Here is a 24,922-nt window from a genome sequence, read left to right on the forward strand (position 1 = left end):
TTGTTTCGTTTAAGAGCCAAACGGTATTCGGCTAAAATTACTTTCACATCATCTGCCATTTCGTTGTGCAAATCGGCTGCTGATATGGTATTATATCCTTCTTTGTACTCTTGTTCTCCTTTTTTGTTTTTGCCTTTTCGCCCACGAAGATTTCTGTCTTTGTCGATGATAAATACATTGGTTGTCGCCACTTTATCATTTAACTGACCCACCAATTTTAACTGTGAATAGTAGGTTTTAATTTCTTCAGGCTTAGCAAACACAAAATGCCAAGTCGACATATCGGAGATTCTTGCCAATTCTGATTCAATTGTTTTAGCAGTAGCTTCCATTCCTATCGGCAACACCATTACGACCTGAAAATCTTGAAAGCCTTTGTTTTTATCGTAAATCTTTTGTTGTAGGTTAAACTGATTGCTTTTTTCAACCACAAAATCTTCACCCGGAAAACCTAATACTGTGATTTTTTCTTGAAGTTTTACTTCTTTCCCTTCCAGACTTTTCCAGGAAGGCAGCTCAGGAATGTTTGGCGTAACAACCGGTAATTTCACAAAACTGTTAACTCCGGAAGCAAAAAAAAGATACGCACAAATCGGCAATGCGAAAAGAACGGTTAAAACCAAATACTTTTTCATGATACAATCTTTATTCGAGTACAAAAATAAAAAAAGGTACGCAAAGCGTACCTTTTAATTCGTTAATATGCTATTAAAATATCCACTTGTAGTGTGATGTATTGAAAACTTCATATACATAATCAGCCTCCACTAACAAAATGAATACTAAATAAAGAATTAGAAATACCAGCGGCCCAACAATAGCCCATCTCAAACTGCTTTTTTCACCTTCTAAGTGCATAAAAGCCCACATAATGTAGTACGCCTTAACAACCGTTAAAATGATGAAAATCCAGTTCAATAAATTCATTGACAAAAGATTTGTCATGTATAAAGAATGAGGTTTAACAATACCTAAAGCTACCTCTACAATTGTAACCAAAGATAAGAAAGCAAATACGCCCCAGATTCTTTTTGTATTAGATTCGTGTGAATGTCCCATGATAAAAATCTTTTGTAAATTATACTAAATAGAAGAATGTAAATACAAACACCCATACTAAATCTACGAAGTGCCAGTACAATCCAACTTTTTCAACCATTTCATAACTTCTTCTTTTCTCGTACGTCCCAACAATTACATTCAAGAAAATGATAATGTTGATGATAATACCAGAGAATACGTGGAATCCGTGGAAACCTGTAATAAAGAAGAAGAAATTAGCAAACAATTTATGTCCGTATTCGTTGTGAATCAAGTTTGCTCCTTCAACCACCAAAGTCGCTTCTTTCAAACGCTCTAATGACTGCTCTCTATTCAAAACAGTTTTCTTTTTATCTTTAGTAATGTACTCTGTTCTTACTAAAATATCAGGATTGGCTTTGAAACCTTCCACTACTTCTTCTACAGAATATGTAGACAAAGTAGACTCGCTCATAAACCAAGTTCCGTCGTTACGCTCTAACTGCTCTCTTTCTTTTGGCAAGTGTTTTGCAAAATCAGCCAAGGCAACACGTTTTCCTTCACGATCCACAAACTGAAGAATAGAACCTCCTTTTGTTTCAACCGCTCCGTGAGAACCCTGGATGAAGTTTTTCCACTCCCAAGCCTGAGATCCAACGAAAATGATACCACCTAAAATGGTTAGCGCCATATAAACGGCCACTTTTTGTTTTTGTAATTTATGCCCCGCATCTACCGCCAATACCATAGTTACAGACGAGAAGATAAGGATGAACGTCATCAAAGCAACGTAATACATTGGCGCATCAACACCGTGTAAGAACGGGAAGTGGGTAAACACTTCGTCGGCGATTGGCCAAGTTTCGATGAATTTAAATCTTGAAAAACCATACGCAGCAATGAATCCGGAAAAAGTCAAGGCATCTGATACGATGAAAAACCACATCATCATTTTACCGTAACTTGCTCCCATTGGCTCATTTCCGCCATCCCAAGTTTTTCCATTAGTAGCTGTTGTATTAACTGTCGCTCCCATTGTTTAGTTATTTGTTAAAAAGTTCCCAAATTTACATTTTTTTTCTATTTGTAGAAATAGAAAAATAAAAACAAATATACCCACAAAAAATCAAGAAAGTGCCAAAACATCGCACCTAGCTCTATACCAAGGGTTTGAGTGGAATTGTATTTTTGTTTAAAATGATTATAAATTATGATTAAAAGCGCAATTGTCCCTCCAACCAAATGCGCAATATGCATGATTACGAAAGCATACAAGAAAGAAACGGTGATAGTTCCCGTGCTTCCTGTCGGCACAAATCCGTTGGCAAAAAGTTCATTGAACCCTTTGAATTGACATACAATAAAAACGATTGCAAGCGCCAATGTTATTAAAAGAAACAAAGTTGTTTTGCTTCTATCGTCTTTTCTAATTGACAATTTGGCCAAATGGAATGTAACACTGCTCACCAAAAGAACAACAGTACTGACAACAAAGGCATTTGGTACAATTAAATCACTAACCCAATCCGGACGCGATTTACTGATTACAAAAGCACTAGTTAATCCGGCAAAAACCATCACAATACTAATCATGGCGAACCATAACAGCATTTTATACGATTTCGCTTTTCTCTCTTTCTCTTCCTGAACCGATAACATTTCCATAATTATTGTAAAAATTTATCAACGACATATACTAATTGCAACAACGAAATGTAGGCAACACTCACCAACATCAATTTCTTAGCTGCTTTTTCATCCATTTCTTTATAGAGCTTAACTGCGAAAAACAACATCCAAAGCCCAAGTCCTAACACAAAAATAGCGGCAATCCAACTCAAGCGCAAAGCTCCTGTAAAACCGGTCAAAGGCAATAACGATGCAATAATCAACCAAACGGTATACAATATGGTCTGCAAAGCGGTTTTCTTATCTTGTTTCCCTGTCGGAAGCATAAAAAAACCAGCCTTCTCATAATCTTTATACAAAAACCAGCCAATCGCCCAAAAATGCGGGAATTGCCAGAAAAACTGAATCAAGAAAAGCGTACCCGCCTCAATTCCGAAATTATTTGTGGCAGCAACCCATCCTAACATAAATGGAATCGCTCCCGGAAATGCACCAACAAAAACCGATAACGGCGTCATGGTTTTCAAAGGTGTATAAACACTGGTATATAAAAAGATGGAAATCGCGCCAAACATCGCTGTTTTCGGATTAATCGCATACAGAATAGCCAATCCGATTACAGTTAAAACCACTCCTAAAACAAAGGCATTTTGTTTGGAAATTCTACCGGAAGGTAACGGACGATTTTTGGTTCGATCCATTAAAGCATCTAAATCTTTTTCGATGATTTGATTGAATACATTGGACGCACCAACCATACAATAACCACCAACGCCAAGCAAGATAAAAACCGACCAGCTAAACGGGTGCGCTTCAGAAAATCCCAGCAAATACCCGACAATGGAAGAAAACACCACACTAACCGCCAATCCGGCTTTTGTGATTTCTTTAAAATCCAAAAAAAGGTTGTGTATTGAAAAGGATTTACCCGAAGTATCCAATTTGGTGTATTTTAATCTTAAATGCCTGCAAATATACTTCAAAAAAAAAGATTTATTCCAAACGAGTTGTTCAAAATAAACCTTTATACCGAAGTTTAACAAAAAAGGCCAACTTTAACAGCTGGCCTTCTTCATTTATTGTTCCAATACTTTTTTCAAATCCTCTAAACCGGTTTGCAAAGCACCACCCAATTCCTTTTCCATATCGTAAGCCAACAACATTAGATTCGAAGGATAATCCATATGTCCTTTGAAACCCCATTTCACTTTAGTATGTGTAGAATCAACAGCTTCCGTAACGAAATAAGCATCATCTTCAGCTTCAAAAGGTTCTTTAAAGCGCAATTTGATATCAATGCGTTCGTTATCAACAATATTTACAATCTCTTGCTCTCCTTTTCCAACTTGTGGATTTTCACTGTCCCAAGCGGCGATAAAACCAACCTGACCATCAGTTCCTTTATAATCTTTTTTGGAATTCGGATCCATTTTATTCCAAACGCTGAAATTGTCTTGGTTTTTCAAATGTTTTACATAACTGAAAACTTCTGCTTCCGGTTTGTTGATTGTCACTTCTTTTTCGACAGCATAATCTTTTGCTACAAATAAACCTGCAATTAGAAATAAGGCGATAACACCCACAACAAATAATAAAATTCCTTTTAAAATTTTCATACTTTATAATTTTATGGTTGATTAAAGTTACAAAAAATCTTATAAATCAATTAAAAATCGTAATACCAGTTAAACAAATCGGAACGCAACCCTATTGAAAACCAAGTTGTATCGGATTTAAAAGTCGTTGCCGTATCAGCCGACGGACTAAAGTTTCGGTAGATAAAATTCCCAAATACTTTCAGGTTCATCGTTGGGTTTACCGTATAGCCTAACTGCAAATCAGCCATCATGATGTTGGTTTTATTTCCTTGTCCGATGGTCACACCCGTATCTGCATAACGCTCATCTTCATAATCACGGTAAATATTGCCTCCGTAGTTGGTTCCGGCGCCAGCATTTTCATAATCAAAACCTTTGATACCATACACCAATTTCGCATCTCCGAACCAACGATTTTTATAATAACGTGCAATCGCCACTACTTCTCTGAAATTTCCGCCCCACAAGTGCCCCATACTTTGGTTGTTGTGACCGTAATTCGTTAAAATATTGCTGTGTGAATACACATACGGACGTACATGGTTGTACTCCATTTGAAGCATCAGATTCTTTACCGAAAAAGCATCATAATATTTTGCTCCCAACTGGTAACCGAATTTGTTTTTCCAACTTTGCTGACCGCCTTTCATATCGCCTAGAGAGAATTCATCCAACAAAAACTGACCGTACAAATTGACTTTGCTGTTCCATTTGTATTTAGACGTTAATCCTAAAGTAGCATTTCCGCTACGGGATGACGATGAAAACTCAACCGAACGATAGAAAATGATTGGGTTTACAAAATTCAAATCGAAACCTCTATCGTTGGTGTTCGTCCAGATTACCGATTCGAAGAAGCCCATATTCCAACGTTTGGTCACATTCCAGCTCAGATAGTGGTTCGCCATGTATTTGGTCGCGTAAGTTCTATCAACGGTTACTTCCGGACGTACATCTTTCAGCCACATATACGTGTTGGTGTATTTAATTTTCCAAAAAGTCGTATTGATTTTGAAGAATGGATATGGACTCGCCGCGTCACTAGTCAATAAAGATCTATAACCATCTCCCAAGAAGTTTCTTCCGTAACCCAACTGCAGGTTAATCATGTCATTCGGAACATAGGTAATATTCGCTTCCGCAGACGGAAAATCAAAAGCATCGGTTTTAAATTCTTTGGCAATTCCAATCCCCGGAATAATTGCCGGATTTCCTCCAGCCGGAGCCATCGAAATCGCATAATTGTTGAAATAATCCGCAAAACGACCTTGGCTTTCAAAAATCGAAGTTGAAAAATACAATTCTTTGCCTAAACCTCCTTGAATCTGAATTCCGCGCGTGTTAACGAAAGTATAATCTGCTTGTTTACTTTCGGTATCTTTCCCCATGCGCAAATCGAAAATCGGGTTCATGGTAAACCAATATTTTTCGCCTTGTATGGCAACTAAATTTTCATTCCAAAGCTTTCTTCCCCACCACGAATCTGTCGTTCTTAAATTCTTTTCGTAATCGCCTTTTAAATCGTAATACTTGGTTACTTCTGCATACGAATACGGTTTGGAAGCCGTGTGATTATTGGTTCCGACCATATTCATTGCCGCATCAAACTTCCCGTAATTGTTGTGAGTAAACGGCAAATTCAAATAGCTCTTAAACTGCGGATTGTCGAATTTTTTATAGGTTATCCCATCAAACTCTTTGTGTTCAGCGTTGGGATCAATTGTATTGTTTTTGGTTTGTTTTTCTGCTTCTAATTGGGCTACTTTTTCAGCTTCCGTTAAATAGGGCGTTGGCTTCACTAAAGGAATCGCTATTTTAATCGTATATTTTGCATACGTCGGTTTTCCTGAAAATTGAGCCGGTTGCACTTTTGGTAATTGGGCAAATACTCTTTCGGTTTCTTCTTTTAACTCTGGATAAGCCGCATCGGTATACAAAACTTTGAACGTTCCTAACGTATCGACTTCGAAAAGCGAAATCACAGTTCCTTTGTAATTCTTATCCGCAACCGATTGTGGCACTTTAAAATTGGAATACACAAAATTTTGCAGCGTATTGTAAAAACACGCTTCCTGTTCTAAACCAGCCGTTTGACATTCCTGAAAAACCGGAAATTGTTCTTTTGAAGTCTGCGCATACATCAGTTGAAATCCCAAAACCACAAAAGCTATTTTAAAAAAAGTATTCATCTAAAAGAAAAAATTAATAAGCATTATTTGAAATTTGCCCCGAAACTATGGCTTTGGCCGATGATGTCCCAATGCGTTTCACACCTAATTGAATCATCTGAACAGCTTCTTCATACGTTCGCACGCCACCAGCTGCTTTTACTGGCAACGGACAAGAATTTTCCAACATCAATTTAACTGCGGGAAATGTAGCACCATTGGGTAAATTATCTTTTGTCTGATAAAAACCGGTTGACGATTTTACGAAAACCGAATCATAGCAGTCTTCTTTAAAATTCGCCACAACCACATTTTTAATCAAAGCCGTCAATTGTACAATTTGATGGTCGTTCAACGCCGCTACTTCAATAATCCATTTTACGATTTTATGATGTAGTAAACCGAGTTTCGTACATTCTAAAACCTGTTGTTTCACCAAATCAAGCTCTCCGCTTTTGAAAGCTTCGTAGTCGATAACAAAATCTAAATCATCGGCTCCATCGCGAATGGCTTTTTTGGCTTCAGAAAGCTTATCTACGACTGAACCATTACCTTCCGGAAAATCAATTACGGTTCCAACAGTAACTTTCGATTGTTGCGCAAGAATCATTTCCTTTGCAAGAGCGACCATATTCTGACGAATCATGATGAGTTTGAATTTCTCATCAATCGCTTCCTGAATAAAACCTTTGACTACTTCCAAATTTTCCGCTTTAGTTAAACCGGCTTGTTTAGGTTTCTTCAAATAGGTTGAATCTAAATACTGTCTGATTTCCATGCGATAAAAATAAAAAAATCCCACAAAGCGTGGGATAATTATTGTTCTTTTTTACGGTTTCTTACTTACTTTGTTCGAATTGTAACGATTCTCAATACAAATATTGCTACAATACTTCCGGAAAGATTTGCCAAAACATCCAGCAAATCGGCTTTTCGGGTTGTGGTGAAAAAATCTTGCATCAGTTCAACCAAACCTCCGTAAACCAAAGTCATCACAAAAACTGAAATTGCTTTTTGACCGAAACTTTTCAAAGGAAAACGTTTGCTTAAAAAAACAAACCACAAAATACTGAATACGAAATAAAATAGTCCGTGTACCATTTTGTCTTTCCCCGGAATCGAAACACTCGGAATGGATGATGTACTTACCAAACAGACAATCGCAATTGCCAAAGTCCAGAAGGAAGCCGCAAAAAAATAGTTTTTAGGCTCCAATCAACGCTTTGTAATCGTCTGCTGACAACAATGATGCTACTTCTGATTCGTCAGAAATTCTCACTTTTACCATCCAGCCTTTTCCGTAAGCATCTGAATTTACGGCTTCCGGAGTTACTTCTAACTCTTCGTTGAATTCAATGATTTCTCCTGACAAAGGCAAGAACAAATCCGAAACTGTTTTCACCGCTTCAACTGTTCCGAAAACCTCATCTTTAGCTAAAGTTTGATCTAAAGTTTCCACTTCAACGTAAACAATATCTCCTAATTCTTTCTGAGCAAAATCAGTAATTCCTACTGTTGCAATATCGCCGTCAAGGCTAACCCATTCATGGTCTTTTGTGTACTTTAAATTCGCTGGTATATTCATTGTGTTATAATTTATTTCGCAAATGTACTTTATTCGGTGTAACTAAAAAAGCATTATGAATTAATTTCCAAAGTTGTATCGCAACGTGAATCCGGAACGAATATTAGTTATCGGATACGACGTAGAAATCACCGCTTTAGTAAAGGTATGATCGTAATAGAAAATCGCGGTCAAATTCTTGCTGAACGAATAATCTGCTGTAAATTTAATCGACCATAAATTCTGTCCGCCACCTAATTGGTTGTTGTTGTAATCCAAATAGCGAACAATAGTTTTGCTATCGCGGAAGGACAAATCGGCTTTCAGATTCAGGTCACTTTTTATAACTCCGGTTGGGTTGTCCGCCAAAGTGGAATTGAATGTCAAGTCTTTCACACGGTATCCTAATCCGACAATATATTCGTTTCCTCTTACTTCGGTTAACAAGTTGTTGTCGAAACTTAAGGATAACGCTCGATCGCGTTTCATTTCCGCTAAAATTTTTAAGGAATTCTTCATTTCAAAATCCACACGAATCAACGGATTGAACTGTTCCACCAAGTTTACATTAGAAATTAAGGTTTTGGCCTGGTAATTTCCACCAGCATCAAAATTATCAATTTCACCCGTGTATTGGAAGTTGGAACGGAACGAATTCAAAGTATACGATGAACGATAGCCGTGTTGTAACGAGAAACGTTTGAATTTATCTTTAAACCACTGAAAACGCATCAGCCCAGTATATTTAATTACCCAGTTTGGAAGTGGAATATCTCGGAAAGCACCCGTTTTAACTGATGAAGCATCTGAACCGGTATAAGCCGCCAAGAACGCTGGCAATAGTACTTGCTGGCTGTTTTTTCCATATCCGATTGGATAACCTTCTGCATCAACGTTGGCTGGGTTGTTCAAGTCGATACCGCGACTTGTAGCTAAACGGTTGGCGATCACCAAACGGTTTTCACGGAAATCATTAAACGCTTCCGACATTTTTTCATCACTTTGCCCGAAAGCGGTTTTAATCATGATAGTCGAAATCGAATAGTTCCCGAAATCGTATGGCGAACGGGAATTGTACATTCCGTCGGTAACATCGTATTGTTCCGAATAATTTTCAGACATTGTTCTGTTGGCGGTCAAATCGATTTTCAAATCCGGAACGATTTCCATCTGAGCGGTTACATCCAAAATCTTATTCTTAACCTGCGTGAAATTCTGATTGAATTGTGGATAATTCGTTAACCAACCATTTTTAGCTGCTTCATAACGCACATCTTCCTGACTACCCACGATAAATCCGAATGTAGGCTTAGTCGTTCCCAAGAAACCAACTCTTGGTAAATAACCCGGTAAAACCGTACCGTTGTTTTCGGTATAATTCACCTGAATGTTTTTAATACTTGTCGCAATTCCAATTAAACGTTGTGACAACAAGCTTCGGTCTGTAGTTTGTGTCGCTGTCGGTTTAGCCGCAATTTTTTGTCCTGGTTTTGGAGCAGGAGTTTTGGCCGCCGGTTTATTTTTAATCGTTTTTTTCGCTGTCAGTCCGATGTATTTGTAGAACGTATCCATCGTTAAATTTGCATTCAACTTGTGCGAATTAGCATTTTGAATCGTATTTCCTAACTGGTAAATAGTACCTGCTTCCTCAATGGTCGCCATCGCATCGGTGGAACGCTGCCAGTTGTAATCACTCGTATAACTATAAGTCGACTTGATAAAACTCAACGCCGGAATTTTATTAATCGGCAAGTCATAATTCACGACAATTTGCTGGTTGTGCTGGTTGGCTTCTCCGATGTTAAAATAATCGTCCCAAATCGTCAATTCGTCAATTGGTTGATTATTTTCATCGAAATAATTGCGGACAATATTGTTGGTCGCCACATTATAGTTGAAACGAAGCGATTTTGTCAAGTTGTAATTGATGCCATATTGATAATTGAAGAAATAATTTCTACGGTACAATGGTGACAACCCAATACCTTCCACATCCACCTGACGGAACTTCTGACGGTTATACTGACGCAAAATCGTTGACGAAAAAGAGATATTCGTTGGCAGATAATTGAAATTGAAATCTTGTAGTAACTTCCAGTAACTGCTCTTGCTTAAAAATTTATTTTTCTTAAGCGGTTCAATAGATTTCGGTTTGAAGGTAAAAGCGTAATCTACGGAGCTTCGCGCCTGTTGATCTACTAAGTCTTCAATTTCAAAATCATGGTGTTGCATTTCGTTAAACGAGTACGAAAGCGTTAAGTTTTCAGGATCGTAAACACGCTGTTTTTGTTCCGGTGCGCGTTCTTTTTTTACTCCAATAAAGTTGATACTGGTGCGTTTAGTATAATCTATTGCACGATTTTCAATATTGTCTTTCTCCGCCTGATCTTGAGTAATATCTAAAATCTGTTGCAATTCAATATCCTGATAATACGGATCGAATTTTGGCGTAATTACTTCTTCCCCAACCGCATAATTGAACGGCACATTGATGCCCCATTTCTTCGGAAGTAATTTTCCTAAATTAATATTGGTTACAATATCATACTGAAACACATCTTCACGACTTCTTTCATTTGGTCCTTGCTCCAGTGAACCAAAACCGATAGTTGATTTTCTGGTTGTCGCGGAAACATTGGCAAAGTCAGCGAAATTAGTATCCATATTGGCTACAGCTGCCCAACCACCTTTGTTGTCCATCTCAGACATACGCAATTCATTGAACCAAACTTCTCCTCGAATCGGCTCCGTCGAATTTTTATTACGAACTCCAACCATAAGTGTTCGTACCAAACCAAAGTTCGGATTCCCTTTAATCCCTAAAGTCAATTTATTAGCCGACGATCCTAAAAACGCCTCATTAGCATATTGAATACCATCGTTAATATCACTGTCTGGCGGCAAAGTATTTTGCAATGCCATAATTTTCAACTTAGTCAAAAGTTCTAGAGGTAACTCAATCTCATTTTCTGATGGCCAAATATCTTCAGAGCTTCGGGCAGAAAAATCAGTAACTTTTAACGGAATTTCGACTTCATAAAAGTTTTCTGTAAAATCGTTACCGAATCGTAAAAACGCAACCATCTCATCATTTTCCAAACGGTCTCCAACTGCATCAGCCTCTAGTGCTTCTGCATGCAAAAACATACGCATTTTTTTAAACTGGCGCATATCTACGCTAACGTTTTTAAAGGCTGCTCGGGAATCTTTAGCTTCTAAACCTCCTAAATCCGGCAGTGTTGCATCCTTTTTATACACACGAAGCGATAATGCCTGTTCGTTTTGGTCAATTATCGAGTTGTTATTGTTTAATTGTTCGCGTTGCACTCCAGGCGGCGTCACATACGGGATAGGTGAACGGCTTGCATTCTCCTGTATACTTAAGGATGTAATATCAAAACCAGTATTGTCATCAGTTACATCAGCATCGGTGTAATCCAGAGAACTTAAATAACGTCTCCATTCGCCACGCACTAAATCTAAAGCTCCAAAACGCAAGGTAACTTCGTCTTGAAATCCGGTCAAGAACATACGCATGAAACGGATGGAACGGAAATCGGAAATCGCACCTTCCACATTAGCAGATGAGGCTTCCAAAATTGGCACTTTGTACAATACCCATTTTACTTTAGTGGAACCGTTTGAAATCGACACGTTATCATTCACTCGGATATCGGCTACATAATTCTGGCCAACTACCGGATTGGGTTCAATCGGAATTTCAAATTTGTAATACGCATCAATCGTGTTCATGGTGTTGTCACGATTGATATCTTCTACATCCGGAAAAGTGGTTGATCCTCTATTAGTATCTGAAAGCCCTACTGGTGAGTTTCCTTCTGTTCCATTGTAGTTTCTATATCGTTGCAATACATCACCTGTAGCAGTGAGATAATATACATAATTATCAGCAGCTGGGTCATTAAAACCAGCGTAGGCAGGGTGTTTAACTGCTTCTTCAGTATCATTCAACCCGTTAAATCCTAAATCTTGAACTGCTCGATTCCCTTCGTTGGCATCAAATGCGTAAATTAACGATTGTGAAGCCGGAATTTTACCCCAGTTGGAGGTATAAGTCGGAACCGTTGAACCTGCCTCAGGCATACCATTTTCGTAGAACTTACGTCCGTCTTTCAAAACATCTTCAGACATTTCTCCTAAGTTCAGGACTAATTTACCGGTATTATTAATTGGAGTAGAGTCTCCAGGATTTTGTCCGTAAAATGGATCCATCAACCAAAACTGCACATACTCCACATTGGATTGCTCAAAGTTAGTTGAAGTAATGGAACGCATAATTCCTCCCCAGTTGGTTTGCGGACTGGCAAAACTCCCAGATGCGGCAAAATTCGGGTCAAAATTGTAAGGTCCTCGCTCTTGTGGATAATACGTTAAATCCAACGTACTTACCACTGTTGATTGTCCTTGAACAATATCGGTGTTGGGATATAATTCTTCGCTATAAATTCTTCGCACTCGGTTGGTTCGCAAATCAGCTTCTGAAATACCGTCAGGCCGTTGAGAATCTACGTAAAAAATTGGATCAATAGTATACCAGGATAGTTTCGAACGTCTGTAGCCATAAGACAAATCGTCTTCGGCAATTTCTCCGCCAAAGCCTCTTGGAGTACTCGCCAAAGCCCAAGCTTGCGGCGTTCGCATATCGATGGTTGTTTGTGAGCCTTCGAAATCATCAATATAAACGGTTGCTTCACCGTTAAACTGATCTGCTTTGGAAGCTCCAGGCATTAAGTAAGCAAACTCACCTCGAACAGATAAATTGGAAGGCACATCAGTATCCAGATTTGGTAGCTTGTTCACTAATCTTGTAAATAAAGGTACCTCGGTTGAAAAGTTCCCGTTAACCCCGAAAATCGTATTATTTACGGATTCTTGTCCGTAATTTGATTTTTGTGTAAACGGACGTTCCGACATTCGCAATAAAGTACCTCCAATTAAGAATTTTTCATTGAATTTATGTTCCACATTCACCCCAAAGAAACGACGGGTTTGCTGTCCGAATACGGCATTGTTTTCCAAAGAAACTTCAATTGGTGTACTAGAGTTTTGTAACGATGGATCTAAAATTTGAACACGGCCTCGTTGGTAATCTACTGTATAATCAACACCTTCAATTAAAACGCGACCTCCGGCAGTTACGACAACCGAACCTTGCGGTACATTAAACGCTCCGATAGAAATTCCATCTCCACCGGTAGATTTAAAACGTCCCTTGAACTGGAACTTATTTTTATCGCTTTCCTGTAAAGCCAAAGCCTGTGTTTTCGCATACAAGCTGCGGTATACATATTTTTTCTGATTCTGGTTATAATCGGCCAAACTGTTTGGATCACCGTCATAGTTTTCGGCTGGATTGGCTGGATTACGTAATTTGTTAAATAAATGATTTCCGAAGGGCTCAACAGTAGTAAAAATGATTCTCCCGTTTTGCGTATCAACGGTCATACCCGGAACGAAATCAAAAAATCCGTCACCGCCATCTTGTGGATCGTTGGTATAATTCAATCGGTCTAAATTCAAGACTTTTAGCAATGGGGTTTCAGCAACATCAGCTGGTAATTGCAACGGAATGCTCCCTGAAGCATCCTGATATGGACGAATATAGTTTAACGGCGAAGGATCCGTGTACATGATGTTCATGCGGAAATCTTCCTGAGAAAGCTGAAACGCACCTGGAATCTGATAAATGTTCTTCATCATCAAATTCCAAACCGGTTCCTGAATATTGTTCAGGCTGCTTTTTAACATCTTCAGCACCAAACTTTGCGTGTTAGGCAATCCTCCGTTAACCTGAGTAGCTTCCACACCGTCTGTTCCGAATTCTCCCACCTGATAAATCTCATCTCCGATGGTATACTGATACGCTACAGCTAATACTTCGTCATTCGCTAAACGTTGCGTTAAGGACACATATCCCAATTGCGGATGGTAAGTAAACTCGTTTGGAGATAGTTTTCGGGCATTCTCCAATTTAGCATAATCTCTACCTTCTGTTACTGTTAGTGGGGCATTAAATCCGTTTCCGGCTGTTGCCACATCGCGAATTCCTGAATTCAACAATCCACCAGTTCCAATCATAGAAGGGTCTAACAAGTTGTTTGCATTGTTTGACGGCGTATTAAAAGCTGTCCCGTTAAAGAAACCAGCAATACCTTGGTCGTGAACTCCTACTGTTTGCAGTGTAATATCAGCTCCTGCACTGTTTGTTAATTGACCTTCCCCTAAATCTTGAAGCGCAATAATGTTGCGCAGGTTATTTTCAGTGGTATTGATACGATTTTGCTTATTGGTTACCCAAACTTCGATGCGTGTAATCTGTACACGACTGTTGATTAACGGGTAATTGCGCAACGATTCGTCGTACTTGTTTCGGAAATATTGCGAAAGGAAAAAGTGTCGGTCAGCATCATAATCCAAAGCAAAGAAATCAAACTCCTGAATAGTTCCTCCACCTTGTGCTGTAACGGTTTTGGTTTGTGATTTCTGTTCCGAAAAAACTCCGGTAATCGTTGTTTTTCCAAACTGAAACTGTGCCTTAACCCCAAACAAACTCTGAGCTCCGCGAATTAACGAACTGTTTAAAGGTAAACTTACGTTACCTACTTCAATTTTACGGATGATGTCGTCTTCGGTTGGAGTGTATTCTAACTTGATAAGATTCTGGAAAGCAAAAGTGGATTGGGTGTCGTAATTCGCATTAACTGTTAAACGAGTTCCCACTTTTCCTTGCAAACTCATACTGATACGCTGATCGAAATCGAACGTCAAAGTTCTTCGGTTTCTGGGTGAAAAAGACGGATTGTCCTGTTTGGTGTAACGGATTCCCAAATCCATTTCTACAGATCCTTGTGGCTTGACATCAATCGTATTACTTCCGAAAATGCTCTCAAAGAAACCAGAGTTCACATAATATCTTGGTAATAAGTCTTTTTTGGCTTCTTCCGCACCTTCTTTTTTACCGTCCATCGCGCTCAATTTCTGTTGAAAATAGTCGCGCATCGATTCTCTTAACACCAATTCTTCGTATTCTTCAGGTGTTAAAATAATTGGATAATTGATATTGAATCCGTCGAAGGTTTTGGTATAAATGTAGCGATTCGAAGCCGGATCATACGTATATGCTTCCACTATACTTTTAGGATTGGCTAATTCAATTTGCCCTAAATCGACTCCGGTTTTTACCGAATCCTGGACTTCTTCATCTACCTGAGCCTGAGCTGATATCGTAAAAAACAACAACACCAAAGCAAAACCCAGTTTTGTTGCAGAAAATAGTTCTTTAAAGTATTGCGTTCCCAAGGACTATAAATTTTTTAAAGCTTGTTTAATAATGGTTTCCACAGTGGCATCCGGATTGTCTTTCACAATTTTATCAACCACTTTTTCGGCTGATTTACGAACAAATCCTAAAACTTCCAATGCAGATAACGCTTCATCTTTGTTTGTATTGCTTTGGGGCATGGAAACATCTTCCAAATTGTAAATTTTCAGCACTTTATCTTTCAAATCTAAAATAATGCGCTGAGCGGTTTTAGCTCCGATTCCTTTGATGGATTGTACGGTACCAACATCTCCGGAAGCTATCGCCTGAATAATTTGCTGAGGCGCTATTGATGACAACATTGTTCGCGCCGTACTGGCTCCAACTCCGGAAACCGACAACAGCAATTTGAACAATTCGCGCTCTGCTTTTTCAACAAAACCAAATAGTGTATGCGCATCTTCCTTTATTTGAAGAAACGTAAACAATTTTAAATTTTCACCTTCCGGCAACAAAGAAAATGTATGTAAAGAAATATTGATTTGATACCCAATGCCGTTGCAGTCGATGACTACTTCGGTTGGTGTTTTTTCTACCAATCTTCCTTGAATGTGTGCTATCATACGTACAATTTGGTCAATCAAAAATAAGAAAAATCTTTTACGCTGATTATCAGAACCGATATAGTTCTAAAATATCTGGTAAAAGATTCCTTATTTACTATTTTTTATCGGCTTGTTGTTTCAGCCTTTTCTCTTTTTCTTGCGCATCCACAACCGCTACGGCGGCCATGTTTACCATTTCTTCCACACTGGCACCTAACTGAAAAATATGCACCGGTTTGTCCATTCCCAACATGATTGGTCCGATAGACATAACTTTATTCAATTCTTTCAGCATTTTATAGGTAATGTTTGCCGCATCCAAATTCGGAAACACTAAGGTATTTACTTTACGGTTGGCTAATTTTGAAAACGGAAACTTGCTCGCCAACAATTCCTGATTTAAAGCAAAATCGGTTTGAATTTCTCCATCTACAATTAAATCCGGATAATTTTCATGTAAAAACGATACTGCTTTTCTGATTTTAGTTGCGCTTTCATCTGAAGACGAACCAAAATTGGAAAACGAAACCATAGCTATAACCGGTTCCATACCGAACATGCGTACTGTTTTAGCAGTCATCAAAGCGATTTTTGCCAAATCATCCGCTGTAGGATTTGGGTTGATAGCCGTATCAGCCAAGAAAATCGGTCCGCGCTTGGTCATCATCATATTGGTGGTTGCAATACGATCAACACCTTGCTGTTTTGGAATCAACTCTAACATCGGTTTCACAACAGCAGGATAACTTCTGGAATAACCGGTTACCAAAGCATCGGCTTCTCCTTCGTTGACCATCATAGCCGCAAAATAATTTCTTTCACGCATCCATTTTTGAGCGTCTAAAAGTGAGGTTCCTCTTCTTCTGCGAGATTCCCAATAGGCGTTTGCGAAACGGTTTCTGCGTTCTTCTTCAATTTTTGTTTTAGGGTCGATAATGGCTACGTCGTCTTCAAAACCGATTTCTTCTTTCAGTTCCAAAATGGTTTCCATATCGCCTAATAAAATAGGTTCCCCAATTCCTTCTTCTTTGACAATCTGAGCAGCTTTCAACACATCTAAGTGATCAGCTTCTGCGAAAATGATACGCTTCGGATCCGTTTTAGCACGATTGTGAAGCAAACGCACCATTTTATTGTCCGAGCCCATTCGCTCCATTAATTCTTCACGGTATTTGTCCCAATCGGTAATTGGCGCTGTAGCCACACCAGATTCCATCGCAGCTTTTGCAACGGCTGGCGGCACTTCTGCAATCAATCTCGGGTCAAACGGTTTTGGAATGATATAATCGCGGCCAAACGCTAATTTGGTCTCTCCATATGCAATATTTACTTGTTCCGGCACGGATTCTTTAGCCAAATTTGCTAAAGCTACAACCGCGGCCTTCTTCATTTCTTCGTTGATTTTTGTTGCACGAACATCTAACGCACCGCGAAAAATGAACGGAAACCCTAATACATTGTTCACTTGATTAGGATGATCCGAACGACCGGTCGCCATAATGATATCTTTTCGGGTAGCAATCGCTAAATCGTAATTGATTTCCGGACGCGGATTCGCCATCGCAAACACAATTGGATTAGCGGCCATTCCTATTAGCATATCCGGCGTAACGATATCTCCTGAGGAAAGTCCGATGAAAACATCGGCACCTAACATGGCATCGGCTAACGAATCGTACTGTTTGTCTGTTGCGAACTGACGTTGCATTTCGGAAATATTCGGATCATCTTTACGTAAAGCTCCTTTACTGTTGAACATTACGATATTTTCTGCTTTTACCCCAAACGAAACGTACAATTTTGCACAGGCGATAGCAGCTGAACCAGCTCCGGATACTACAACCTTTACTTCGCTCATCTTCTTCTCCGCCAATTCAACGGCATTCAATAAAGCTGCAGCTGAAATGATGGCTGTTCCGTGTTGGTCGTCGTGCATTACCGGGATGTTCAATTCTTCGATTAAACGTCTTTCGATTTCGAAAGATTCCGGTGCTTTGATATCTTCTAAGTTGATACCTCCAAAAGTTGGCGCAATATTTTTTACGGTTTCGATGAATTTATCGACGTCTTTGGTATCTACCTCGATGTCAAAAACATCGATGTCAGCGAAAATATTGAACAAAAGTCCTTTTCCTTCCATTACCGGTTTGGAAGCTTCTGGACCGATATCGCCTAATCCTAAAACGGCTGTACCGTTAGAGATTACGGCAACTAAATTTCCTTTGGCAGTATATTTATAAACGTTTTCTACGTCTTTTTCAATTTCTAAACAAGGCTCGGCAACTCCCGGAGAATAGGCTAAGGCTAAATCTCTTTGGGTAGCATATTTTTTAGTGGGAACTACCTGAATTTTACCCGGCGTGGGCTTGGCATGGTATAATAAGGCTTCTCTTCTTTTACTGTCTTTATGCATGGTTTGTTTGTTTACTAACTCACAAAGATAAAAGAGTGAACAGAATAATTGAAATTTTTAGCCTTAATCTTTCAGAAAGTTGATATTTCGTGATAATCCTGTCAATTTGGTTCGTTTGACCGCAGAATTTTTGAAGATTTTACGAAAAGTTTCCTCTGTGATTTCTTTCCAGTCTTTTTTGGTAAAGGAAAGCAATTCCGGATTCGGATTGAAAAGCGGCTCATTATGTGGTTTGGAAAAACGATTCCACGGACAAACATCCTGACAGACGTCGCATCCGAACATCCAATCATCGAATTTACCTTTCATTTCCTGCGGAAGATTGTCTTTGAGTTCAATGGTGAAATAGGAAATGCATTTGCTGCCGTCTACGACATAAGGTGCTACGATAGCTTCTGTTGGGCAAGCGTCCAGACAGGCGGTACAACTTCCGCAATGGTCAGTTGTTACACCGTCATATTCTAAATCCAAATCGACAATCAATTCGGCAATAAAAAAGAAAGAACCAACTTGTTTGGACAACAGATTCGCATTTTTACCAATCCAGCCCAAACCACTTTTGGCCGCCCAGGCTTTGTCTAAAACCGGTGCCGAATCTACAAAAGCACGACCCGAAACTTCACCGATTTCAGCTTGAATGAAATGCAATAAATCTTTGAGTTTATCTTTGATAACAAAGTGATAATCCTCTCCGTAAGCGTATTTGGAGATTTTATAGCTTTCGGGATTTTGAATTTCGGAAGGATAATAATTGAGCAGTAGAGAAATCACGCTTTTGGCATCATCAACTAGCAACGTTGGATTCAAGCGTTTGTCGAAATGATTTTCCATGTAGTGCATTTCGCCCTGCATGTTGTTGTTGAGCCAACGCTCCAGACGCGGCGCTTCTTCTTCCAAAAAACCGGCTTTGGAAATTCCACAAGACAAAAAACCGAGGCGTTGGGCTTCGGCTTTTATCATTTGGGTGTATTTTTCCTTATTCTGAATCATTCTTAAAACAATTCTCCTTGGTTCAATCCGCGAATTTTACCGAGATGTTTGTATGCTTTTTCGGTTACTTCTCTTCCTCTTGGTGTTCGAATGATGAAACCTTCTTGAATTAAAAACGGTTCGTATACTTCTTCGATGGTTTCGCCACTTTCAGAAACAGCAGTCGCCAAAGTAGTCAAACCTACCGGTCCGCCTTTGAATTTATCGATAATGGTCGTTAGGATTTTGTTGTCCATTTCATCCAAACCGTTAGCATCAACATGCAAGGCTTTTAAGGCGAATTTGGAGATTTCAATATCAATTTTCCCGTTCCCTTTGATTTGGGCAAAATCGCGAACACGACGCAATAACGCATTAGCAATACGTGGTGTTCCTCGGCTTCTTCCTGCAATTTCGATAGCAGCTTCCATGGAAATCGGAACGTTTAATATTGAGGCGCTGCGCTGTACAATTGTAGTTAACAATTCCGTATTATAATATTGTAAGCGAGATTGGATGCCGAAGCGGGCGCGCATTGGCGCGGTTAAAAGTCCGGAACGAGTTGTAGCGCCGACTAATGTGAACGGATTCAGATTGATTTGAACGGTTCTGGCATTCGGACCGCTTTCAATCATGATGTCAATCTTGAAATCTTCCATGGCGGAATACAGATATTCTTCCACGATTGGGCTCAAGCGGTGAATTTCATCTATAAATAAGACATCGCGCTCGTCCAAATTCGTAAGTAAGCCTGCCAAATCGCCAGGTTTATCCAAAACCGGTCCGGAAGTGATTTTGATTCCCACACCCAACTCATTCGCTAAAATATTAGCCAAAGTCGTTTTTCCTAATCCCGGCGGTCCGTGAAATAGCGTATGGTCTAAAGCATCGCCGCGCATATTCGCCGCTTCAACAAACACTTTCAGGTTTTCTAACACCTGATCCTGCCCGGTAAAATCGTCAAAACTTAACGGTCGTAAGGCTTTTTCGATATCGACTTCCTGCGGTGTGAAACGCTCTTTATTGGGATTCAGATTTTCATTCATAGGACAAAGATAACAAGAAGTGTTCAGTTCGCAGTATACAGTTTACAGTTTATCTTATCCAATTAAACGTGATAACCCGGCGCCAAAATTTCAGTCCATTCCGGATGGCGTTTCAGGTAAGCAGCTACAAAAGGGCATAGTGGCGCCAGCTTGTATTCCTTTTCTTTTATCCAATTTAAAACTCTTGACACCAATTCGGAACCGACACCTTTACCACCCAATTCGGGAGGTACTTCGGTGTGCGTTAGAAATACGATATTATCATTGTTTTTAATAAACTCGATAAAGGCAATATGGTTTTCGACTTCGAGTTCAAAACGTCGCTTGTCTTCATTTAAGATTAGAACCGTATTTTGTAAACTATGCATCTTGGTCTTTGTTATAATAAAATGATAAGGCGCCCGAAGGACATTCTTTGATTTGCGACATGATTTCTTCGGAACTGCCACCACGGGCTTCTATCCAGGGTTTTACTTTCGGACGAAATACTTCTGGTAATCCGCGTACGCAATTTCCGGAATGTTCGCACAAATGTTGCTTCCAAACTATGGTAATTTCTCCGTTGGTGTATTCTTTCTGATTTTCCATAAGCGTAAGAAATTTGTTGTTTCTGAAAGTTACGAATTTTTTAAAAATCATAAGGCGGTTTTTATATCTTTAGCAAGATTTAACATAAATTTTATGCAAAACGACGATCAGCATTTAAAACGCGAATTAGGATTATTAGACGGCACCATGCTTGTTGTAGGCTCAATGATTGGCTCCGGAATTTTTATTGTGAGTGCCGATATTGCCCGACAAGTGGGCTCTACCGCCTGGTTATTAATCATTTGGCTGCTTTCTGGGATTATTACCATTATTGCCGCAGTAAGTTACGGGGAACTGAGTGCTATGTTTCCGAAAGCCGGCGGACAATATGTGTATTTAAAAGAAGCTTACAATAAACTCATTGCATTTTTGTACGGCTGGAGCTTTTTCGGAGTCATTCAAACCGGAACTATTGCAGCTGTTGGGGTTGCATTTTCCAAATTTACCGCCTACCTGATTCCGGCTGTTAGTGATGAAAATATCTTATATGAAATAGGAAGTTTCAAACTGAATGCGGCTCAACTGCTTTCAATTGTCACTATCATTTTGCTTACTTATATTAACAGTCGCGGGGTAAAAAACGGTAAAGTCCTGCAAACCATACTGACGATTATCAAAATCGCTTCTTTAGTCGGATTAATTGTTTTCGGATTAACATTAGGTGCTAAAGCCGAAATCTGGAATGCGAACTGGTCTGCAGTTTGGGAAACTAAAAAGTTTATAACCGATTCGAACTCCTGGCTCCCGATTTCAGGAACCGCCTTAATTACCGGAATTTCTGCCGCCATGGTAGGTTCTTTGTTTTCGAGTGATGCCTGGAACGGTGTAACATTTATCGCCGGAGAAATCAAAAACCCGGAACGCAACGTAGGGCTAAGTCTGTTTCTAGGGACTTTTATTGTAACCCTGATTTATGTATTGGCTAATGTGATGTATGTGGCTGTGATTCCGTTAGAAGAGATTGCCACGGCGAAATCAGACAGGGTGGCGGTTGTTGCGGCTAATTATATCTTCGGAAACATCGGCACGTTAATAATTGCCATTATGATTATGATTTCAACTTTTGCCTGTAACAATGGTTTAATTATGGCGGGAGCTCGTGTCTATTACACCATGGCAAAAGACGGTTTGTTCTTTAAAAAAGCAGCTCATCTGAATGAATTCAGTGTACCTGCATGGGCACTATGGGCGCAATGCGTTTGGGCTTCGGCTTTATGTTTAACCGGTAAATACGGCGATTTACTGGATTTTGTAGTAATCATTGTGTTGATTTTCTATATTCTGACGATTTACGGTATTTTCATCCTTCGTAAAAAGCAACCGGACGCGAACAGGCCTTATAAAGCTTTTGGGTATCCGTTTTTACCGTTGTTTTATATTGTTGTTGCTTCTGCCATCAGTATTTCTTTATTAGTAACAAAATTTTCTACTTGCGGATGGGGTGTTTTGATTATGCTGGCGGGGATTCCGGTGTATTATTTGACTAAGTCTAAAGAACAATAAACTATTTTATCAGTAAGCCCAACTATACTTCGTTGGGCTTTTTTATGGCTATGGCCGAACTTCAAACTCAGCTCATTTAGTTAGCAATATATACTTGATGATTTTTAATACAGCCTATCCATAACTTTTATAGGACTTATATACGGCTTTGGTACGGCTTTGATACGGCTTTGATACGCTATATATACCTTTTTAATAGCAGTTTGATTTTGTTTATAGAAAAATGAATAACAATTTTAAGCTGTAAACACTCTAATAACTAATATTCCCAACAAAATTTCATTCCAGGTGTAAACGTCTTGTGCATCTGAACTATTCAAACACGATAATTTCTCCTTATCCATTTTAAACTCCAAACGTGTTAAAATCAGTAAAAATATAACTCTGCGTAATTGATTAGTTAAATATCTTTACCTACCTTTGTGAACCAAAAAAACAACTATAATGAAACCAGATTTATTCCAATCGCCTGATTACTACCTGTTAGACGATTTACTGACAGACGAACATAAATTAGTCCGTGACGCTGCGCGTGCATGGGTAAAAAAAGAAGTTTCCCCAATTATTGAAGAGTACGCTCAAAAAGCAGAATTTCCGAAACAAATCGTAAAAGGTTTGGGTGAAATTGGTGGTTTTGGACCTTATATTCCAGTGGAATACGGTGGTGCCGGTTTAGATCAAATCTCTTACGGATTAATCATGCAGGAAATCGAGCGTGGTGATTCTGGTGTACGTTCTACCTCATCGGTACAATCTTCTTTGGTAATGTACCCGATCTGGAAATACGGAAACGAAGAACAACGCATGAAATACTTACCCAAATTAGCTACCGGAGAATGGATTGGCTGTTTTGGATTAACAGAGCCGGATTATGGTTCTAACCCAGGTGGTATGGTAACCAACTTCAAAGACATGGGCGACCATTATTTGTTGAACGGTGCCAAAATGTGGATTTCGAATGCGCCATTTGCAGACATCGCTGTTGTTTGGGCTAAAGATGAAACCGGAAGAATTCACGGATTAATCGTGGAAAGAGGCATGGAAGGGTTCTCAACTCCTGAAACGCACAACAAATGGTCGTTAAGAGCATCGGCTACCGGAGAATTAATTTTTGACAACGTAAAAGTTCCGAAAGAAAACCTATTGCCGAACAAATCTGGATTGGGAGCACCACTAGGATGCTTGGATTCGGCACGTTACGGAATTGCTTGGGGTGCTATCGGAGCAGCAATGGATTGTTACGATACGGCTTTGAGATATTCTAAAGAAAGAATCCAGTTCGACAAACCGATTGGAGCAACGCAGTTACAACAAAAGAAATTAGCCGAAATGATTACCGAAATCACCAAAGCGCAGTTATTGACTTGGAGATTGGGTGTTTTAAGAAACGAAGGAAGAGCAACATCAGCTCAAATTTCTATGGCAAAACGTAACAACGTGAACATGGCGGTTGAAATCGCTCGTGAAGCAAGACAAATGTTAGGCGGAATGGGAATTACCGGAGAATATTCAATCATGCGTCATATGATGAACTTAGAATCGGTTATTACTTATGAAGGAACACACGATATCCACTTGTTAATCACAGGTATGGATGTTACCGGATTTGCCGCTTTCAAATAAGAAGAAATCTTAAATTTCGATAAAATCAATGTTAAAAGCTTCTCTAAAACGGGAAGCTTTTTTATTTTTGTCTGACGAAAACCATACACCGTATCTTTTTCGTATATACACTAAATTGTCCCCATGAATACTGAAACCATCAACAAATCGATTCAGGCGCATAAAACGCAATTACTGAATCACCCTTTATACACTCAAATCCAGAACATAGACGATTTACGCCACTTTTTGGAAGGCCACGTTTATGCGGTTTGGGATTTCATGTCGCTTTTGAAAGCGTTGCAGATGAAACTAACGTGTACCACTACCCCGTGGTTTGCTTCGGCGAATCCGGAAATGCGGTATTTGATTAACGAAATTGTACTGGCTGAAGAATCTGACATCACTTTAGACGGCAGAAGACAAAGCCATTTTGAAATGTATTTGGAAGCGATGGAAGCCTGCGGTGCCAATACGGAAAATGTAATCGTATTTTTGGACAGCGTAATTGCGATGCAAAACATCTTCGTTTCAATCCGAATCAGTGATTTACACCCGAAGATTAAAGACTTTTTAGATTTTACCTTCCGAGTGATTGAACAAGGTAAACCGCACGAAATTGCCGCTACTTTTACGTTTGGTCGTGAAGATTTGATTCCGGACATGTTTACCGAAATCCTTAAAAATTTCAAAGCCAATTTCCCGGAAGTGGATTTGTCAAAACTGATTTACTATTTTGAACGTCATATCGAGTTAGATGCTGACGATCACGGTCCGATGGCCATGCAGATGATTACCGAATTATGCGGTGATGATGCTCAGAAATGGAAAGAAGTGGAAACCGTTTCTATTCAAGCGCTGGAAAAACGCATCGGTTTGTGGGATGCGATTGAAGAACATATTAACGAGAAGCATTTGGCTACAACGTAAAAGAA

20 protein-coding genes are annotated in these 24,922 nt (G+C 39.3%); 3 read left to right on the forward strand and 17 right to left on the reverse strand.

Going from position 1 to position 24,922, the window contains the following annotated elements; genetic code table 11:
- From RUH60_RS05530 to RUH60_RS05610, 17 genes are all read right to left on the reverse strand, one after another.
- On the reverse strand, positions 1–635 hold a 635-nt coding region (locus RUH60_RS05530; RefSeq protein ID WP_313806251.1), incomplete at its 3' end, for a hypothetical protein.
- A gap of 73 nt (positions 636–708) precedes the next feature.
- The gene (locus RUH60_RS05535; RefSeq protein ID WP_313806252.1) at positions 709–1,059 is read right to left on the reverse strand and encodes a cytochrome C oxidase subunit IV family protein; all 351 of its coding nucleotides are present in this window, start codon (positions 1,057–1,059) and stop codon (positions 709–711) included.
- Positions 1,060–1,078: 19 nt separating this feature from the next.
- Positions 1,079–2,056 carry a cytochrome c oxidase subunit 3 gene (locus RUH60_RS05540; RefSeq protein WP_313806254.1) on the reverse strand — a complete coding sequence of 326 codons (978 nt, stop codon included), beginning with the start codon at positions 2,054–2,056 and terminating at the stop codon, positions 1,079–1,081.
- 44 nt (positions 2,057–2,100) lie between these two features.
- A complete protein-coding gene (locus RUH60_RS05545) occupies positions 2,101–2,685 on the reverse strand; it encodes a heme-copper oxidase subunit III (protein ID WP_313806256.1) in 585 nt (194 codons plus the stop codon).
- Positions 2,686–2,687: 2 nt separating this feature from the next.
- On the reverse strand, positions 2,688–3,590 hold the full coding sequence (gene cyoE / locus RUH60_RS05550; RefSeq protein WP_313806258.1) for a heme o synthase: 903 nt from the start codon (positions 3,588–3,590) through the stop codon (positions 2,688–2,690).
- Between the two features lie 135 nt (positions 3,591–3,725).
- A complete protein-coding gene (locus RUH60_RS05555; RefSeq protein ID WP_313806260.1) occupies positions 3,726–4,265 on the reverse strand; it encodes an SRPBCC family protein in 540 nt (179 codons plus the stop codon).
- Positions 4,266–4,315: 50 nt separating this feature from the next.
- The gene (locus RUH60_RS05560) at positions 4,316–6,436 is read right to left on the reverse strand and encodes a gliding motility protein RemB (protein WP_313806262.1); all 2,121 of its coding nucleotides are present in this window, start codon (positions 6,434–6,436) and stop codon (positions 4,316–4,318) included.
- Between the two features lie 13 nt (positions 6,437–6,449).
- Positions 6,450–7,193, reverse strand: a complete 744-nt coding sequence (deoC, locus tag RUH60_RS05565; RefSeq protein ID WP_313806264.1) for a deoxyribose-phosphate aldolase — start codon at positions 7,191–7,193, stop codon at positions 6,450–6,452.
- A 65-nt stretch (positions 7,194–7,258) separates the two neighbouring features.
- Complete coding sequence (locus RUH60_RS05570; protein ID WP_313806266.1) at positions 7,259–7,630, reverse strand: VanZ family protein; 372 nt, start codon at positions 7,628–7,630, stop codon at positions 7,259–7,261.
- Positions 7,620–8,000, reverse strand: a complete 381-nt coding sequence (gene gcvH / locus RUH60_RS05575) for a glycine cleavage system protein GcvH (protein WP_313806268.1) — start codon at positions 7,998–8,000, stop codon at positions 7,620–7,622. Before gcvH ends, RUH60_RS05570 begins: the two co-directional genes overlap by 11 nt.
- Before the next feature lie 60 nt (positions 8,001–8,060).
- Positions 8,061–15,299: a cell surface protein SprA gene (gene sprA, locus RUH60_RS05580; RefSeq protein ID WP_313806270.1), complete on the reverse strand. Its 7,239-nt coding sequence runs from the start codon at positions 15,297–15,299 to the stop codon at positions 8,061–8,063.
- A gap of 3 nt (positions 15,300–15,302) precedes the next feature.
- On the reverse strand, positions 15,303–15,884 hold the full coding sequence (gene ruvA, locus RUH60_RS05585) for a Holliday junction branch migration protein RuvA (protein ID WP_313806272.1): 582 nt from the start codon (positions 15,882–15,884) through the stop codon (positions 15,303–15,305).
- A 97-nt stretch (positions 15,885–15,981) separates the two neighbouring features.
- Entirely contained in the window at positions 15,982–18,279 is a 2,298-nt protein-coding gene (locus RUH60_RS05590) for an NADP-dependent malic enzyme (protein WP_313806274.1), read from the reverse strand.
- A 63-nt stretch (positions 18,280–18,342) separates the two neighbouring features.
- The gene (gene queG, locus RUH60_RS05595; RefSeq protein ID WP_313806276.1) at positions 18,343–19,269 is read right to left on the reverse strand and encodes a tRNA epoxyqueuosine(34) reductase QueG; all 927 of its coding nucleotides are present in this window, start codon (positions 19,267–19,269) and stop codon (positions 18,343–18,345) included.
- 2 nt (positions 19,270–19,271) lie between these two features.
- A complete protein-coding gene (ruvB, locus tag RUH60_RS05600; RefSeq protein ID WP_313806278.1) occupies positions 19,272–20,294 on the reverse strand; it encodes a Holliday junction branch migration DNA helicase RuvB in 1,023 nt (340 codons plus the stop codon).
- Positions 20,295–20,356: 62 nt separating this feature from the next.
- Positions 20,357–20,662: a GNAT family N-acetyltransferase gene (locus tag RUH60_RS05605; RefSeq protein WP_313806280.1), complete on the reverse strand. Its 306-nt coding sequence runs from the start codon at positions 20,660–20,662 to the stop codon at positions 20,357–20,359.
- Positions 20,655–20,933 (reverse strand): (4Fe-4S)-binding protein, encoded by a 279-nt coding sequence (locus RUH60_RS05610; protein WP_313806282.1) that lies wholly within the window; start codon positions 20,931–20,933, stop codon positions 20,655–20,657. Before RUH60_RS05610 ends, RUH60_RS05605 begins: the two co-directional genes overlap by 8 nt.
- A 42-nt stretch (positions 20,934–20,975) precedes the next feature.
- Here RUH60_RS05610 and RUH60_RS05615 point away from each other — a divergent pair, with 42 nt between their 5' ends.
- From RUH60_RS05615 to RUH60_RS05625, 3 genes are all read left to right on the forward strand, one after another.
- Complete coding sequence (locus RUH60_RS05615; protein ID WP_313806284.1) at positions 20,976–22,385, forward strand: APC family permease; 1,410 nt, start codon at positions 20,976–20,978, stop codon at positions 22,383–22,385.
- A 444-nt stretch (positions 22,386–22,829) separates the two neighbouring features.
- Positions 22,830–24,008, forward strand: a complete 1,179-nt coding sequence (locus tag RUH60_RS05620; protein WP_313806286.1) for an acyl-CoA dehydrogenase family protein — start codon at positions 22,830–22,832, stop codon at positions 24,006–24,008.
- A gap of 123 nt (positions 24,009–24,131) precedes the next feature.
- Positions 24,132–24,917 (forward strand): DUF3050 domain-containing protein, encoded by a 786-nt coding sequence (locus RUH60_RS05625; protein ID WP_313806287.1) that lies wholly within the window; start codon positions 24,132–24,134, stop codon positions 24,915–24,917.
- Positions 24,918–24,922: the final 5 nt, after the last annotated feature.

The organism is Flavobacterium sp. (assembly GCF_032153895.1).
GTDB lineage: Bacteria > Bacteroidota > Bacteroidia > Flavobacteriales > Flavobacteriaceae > Flavobacterium.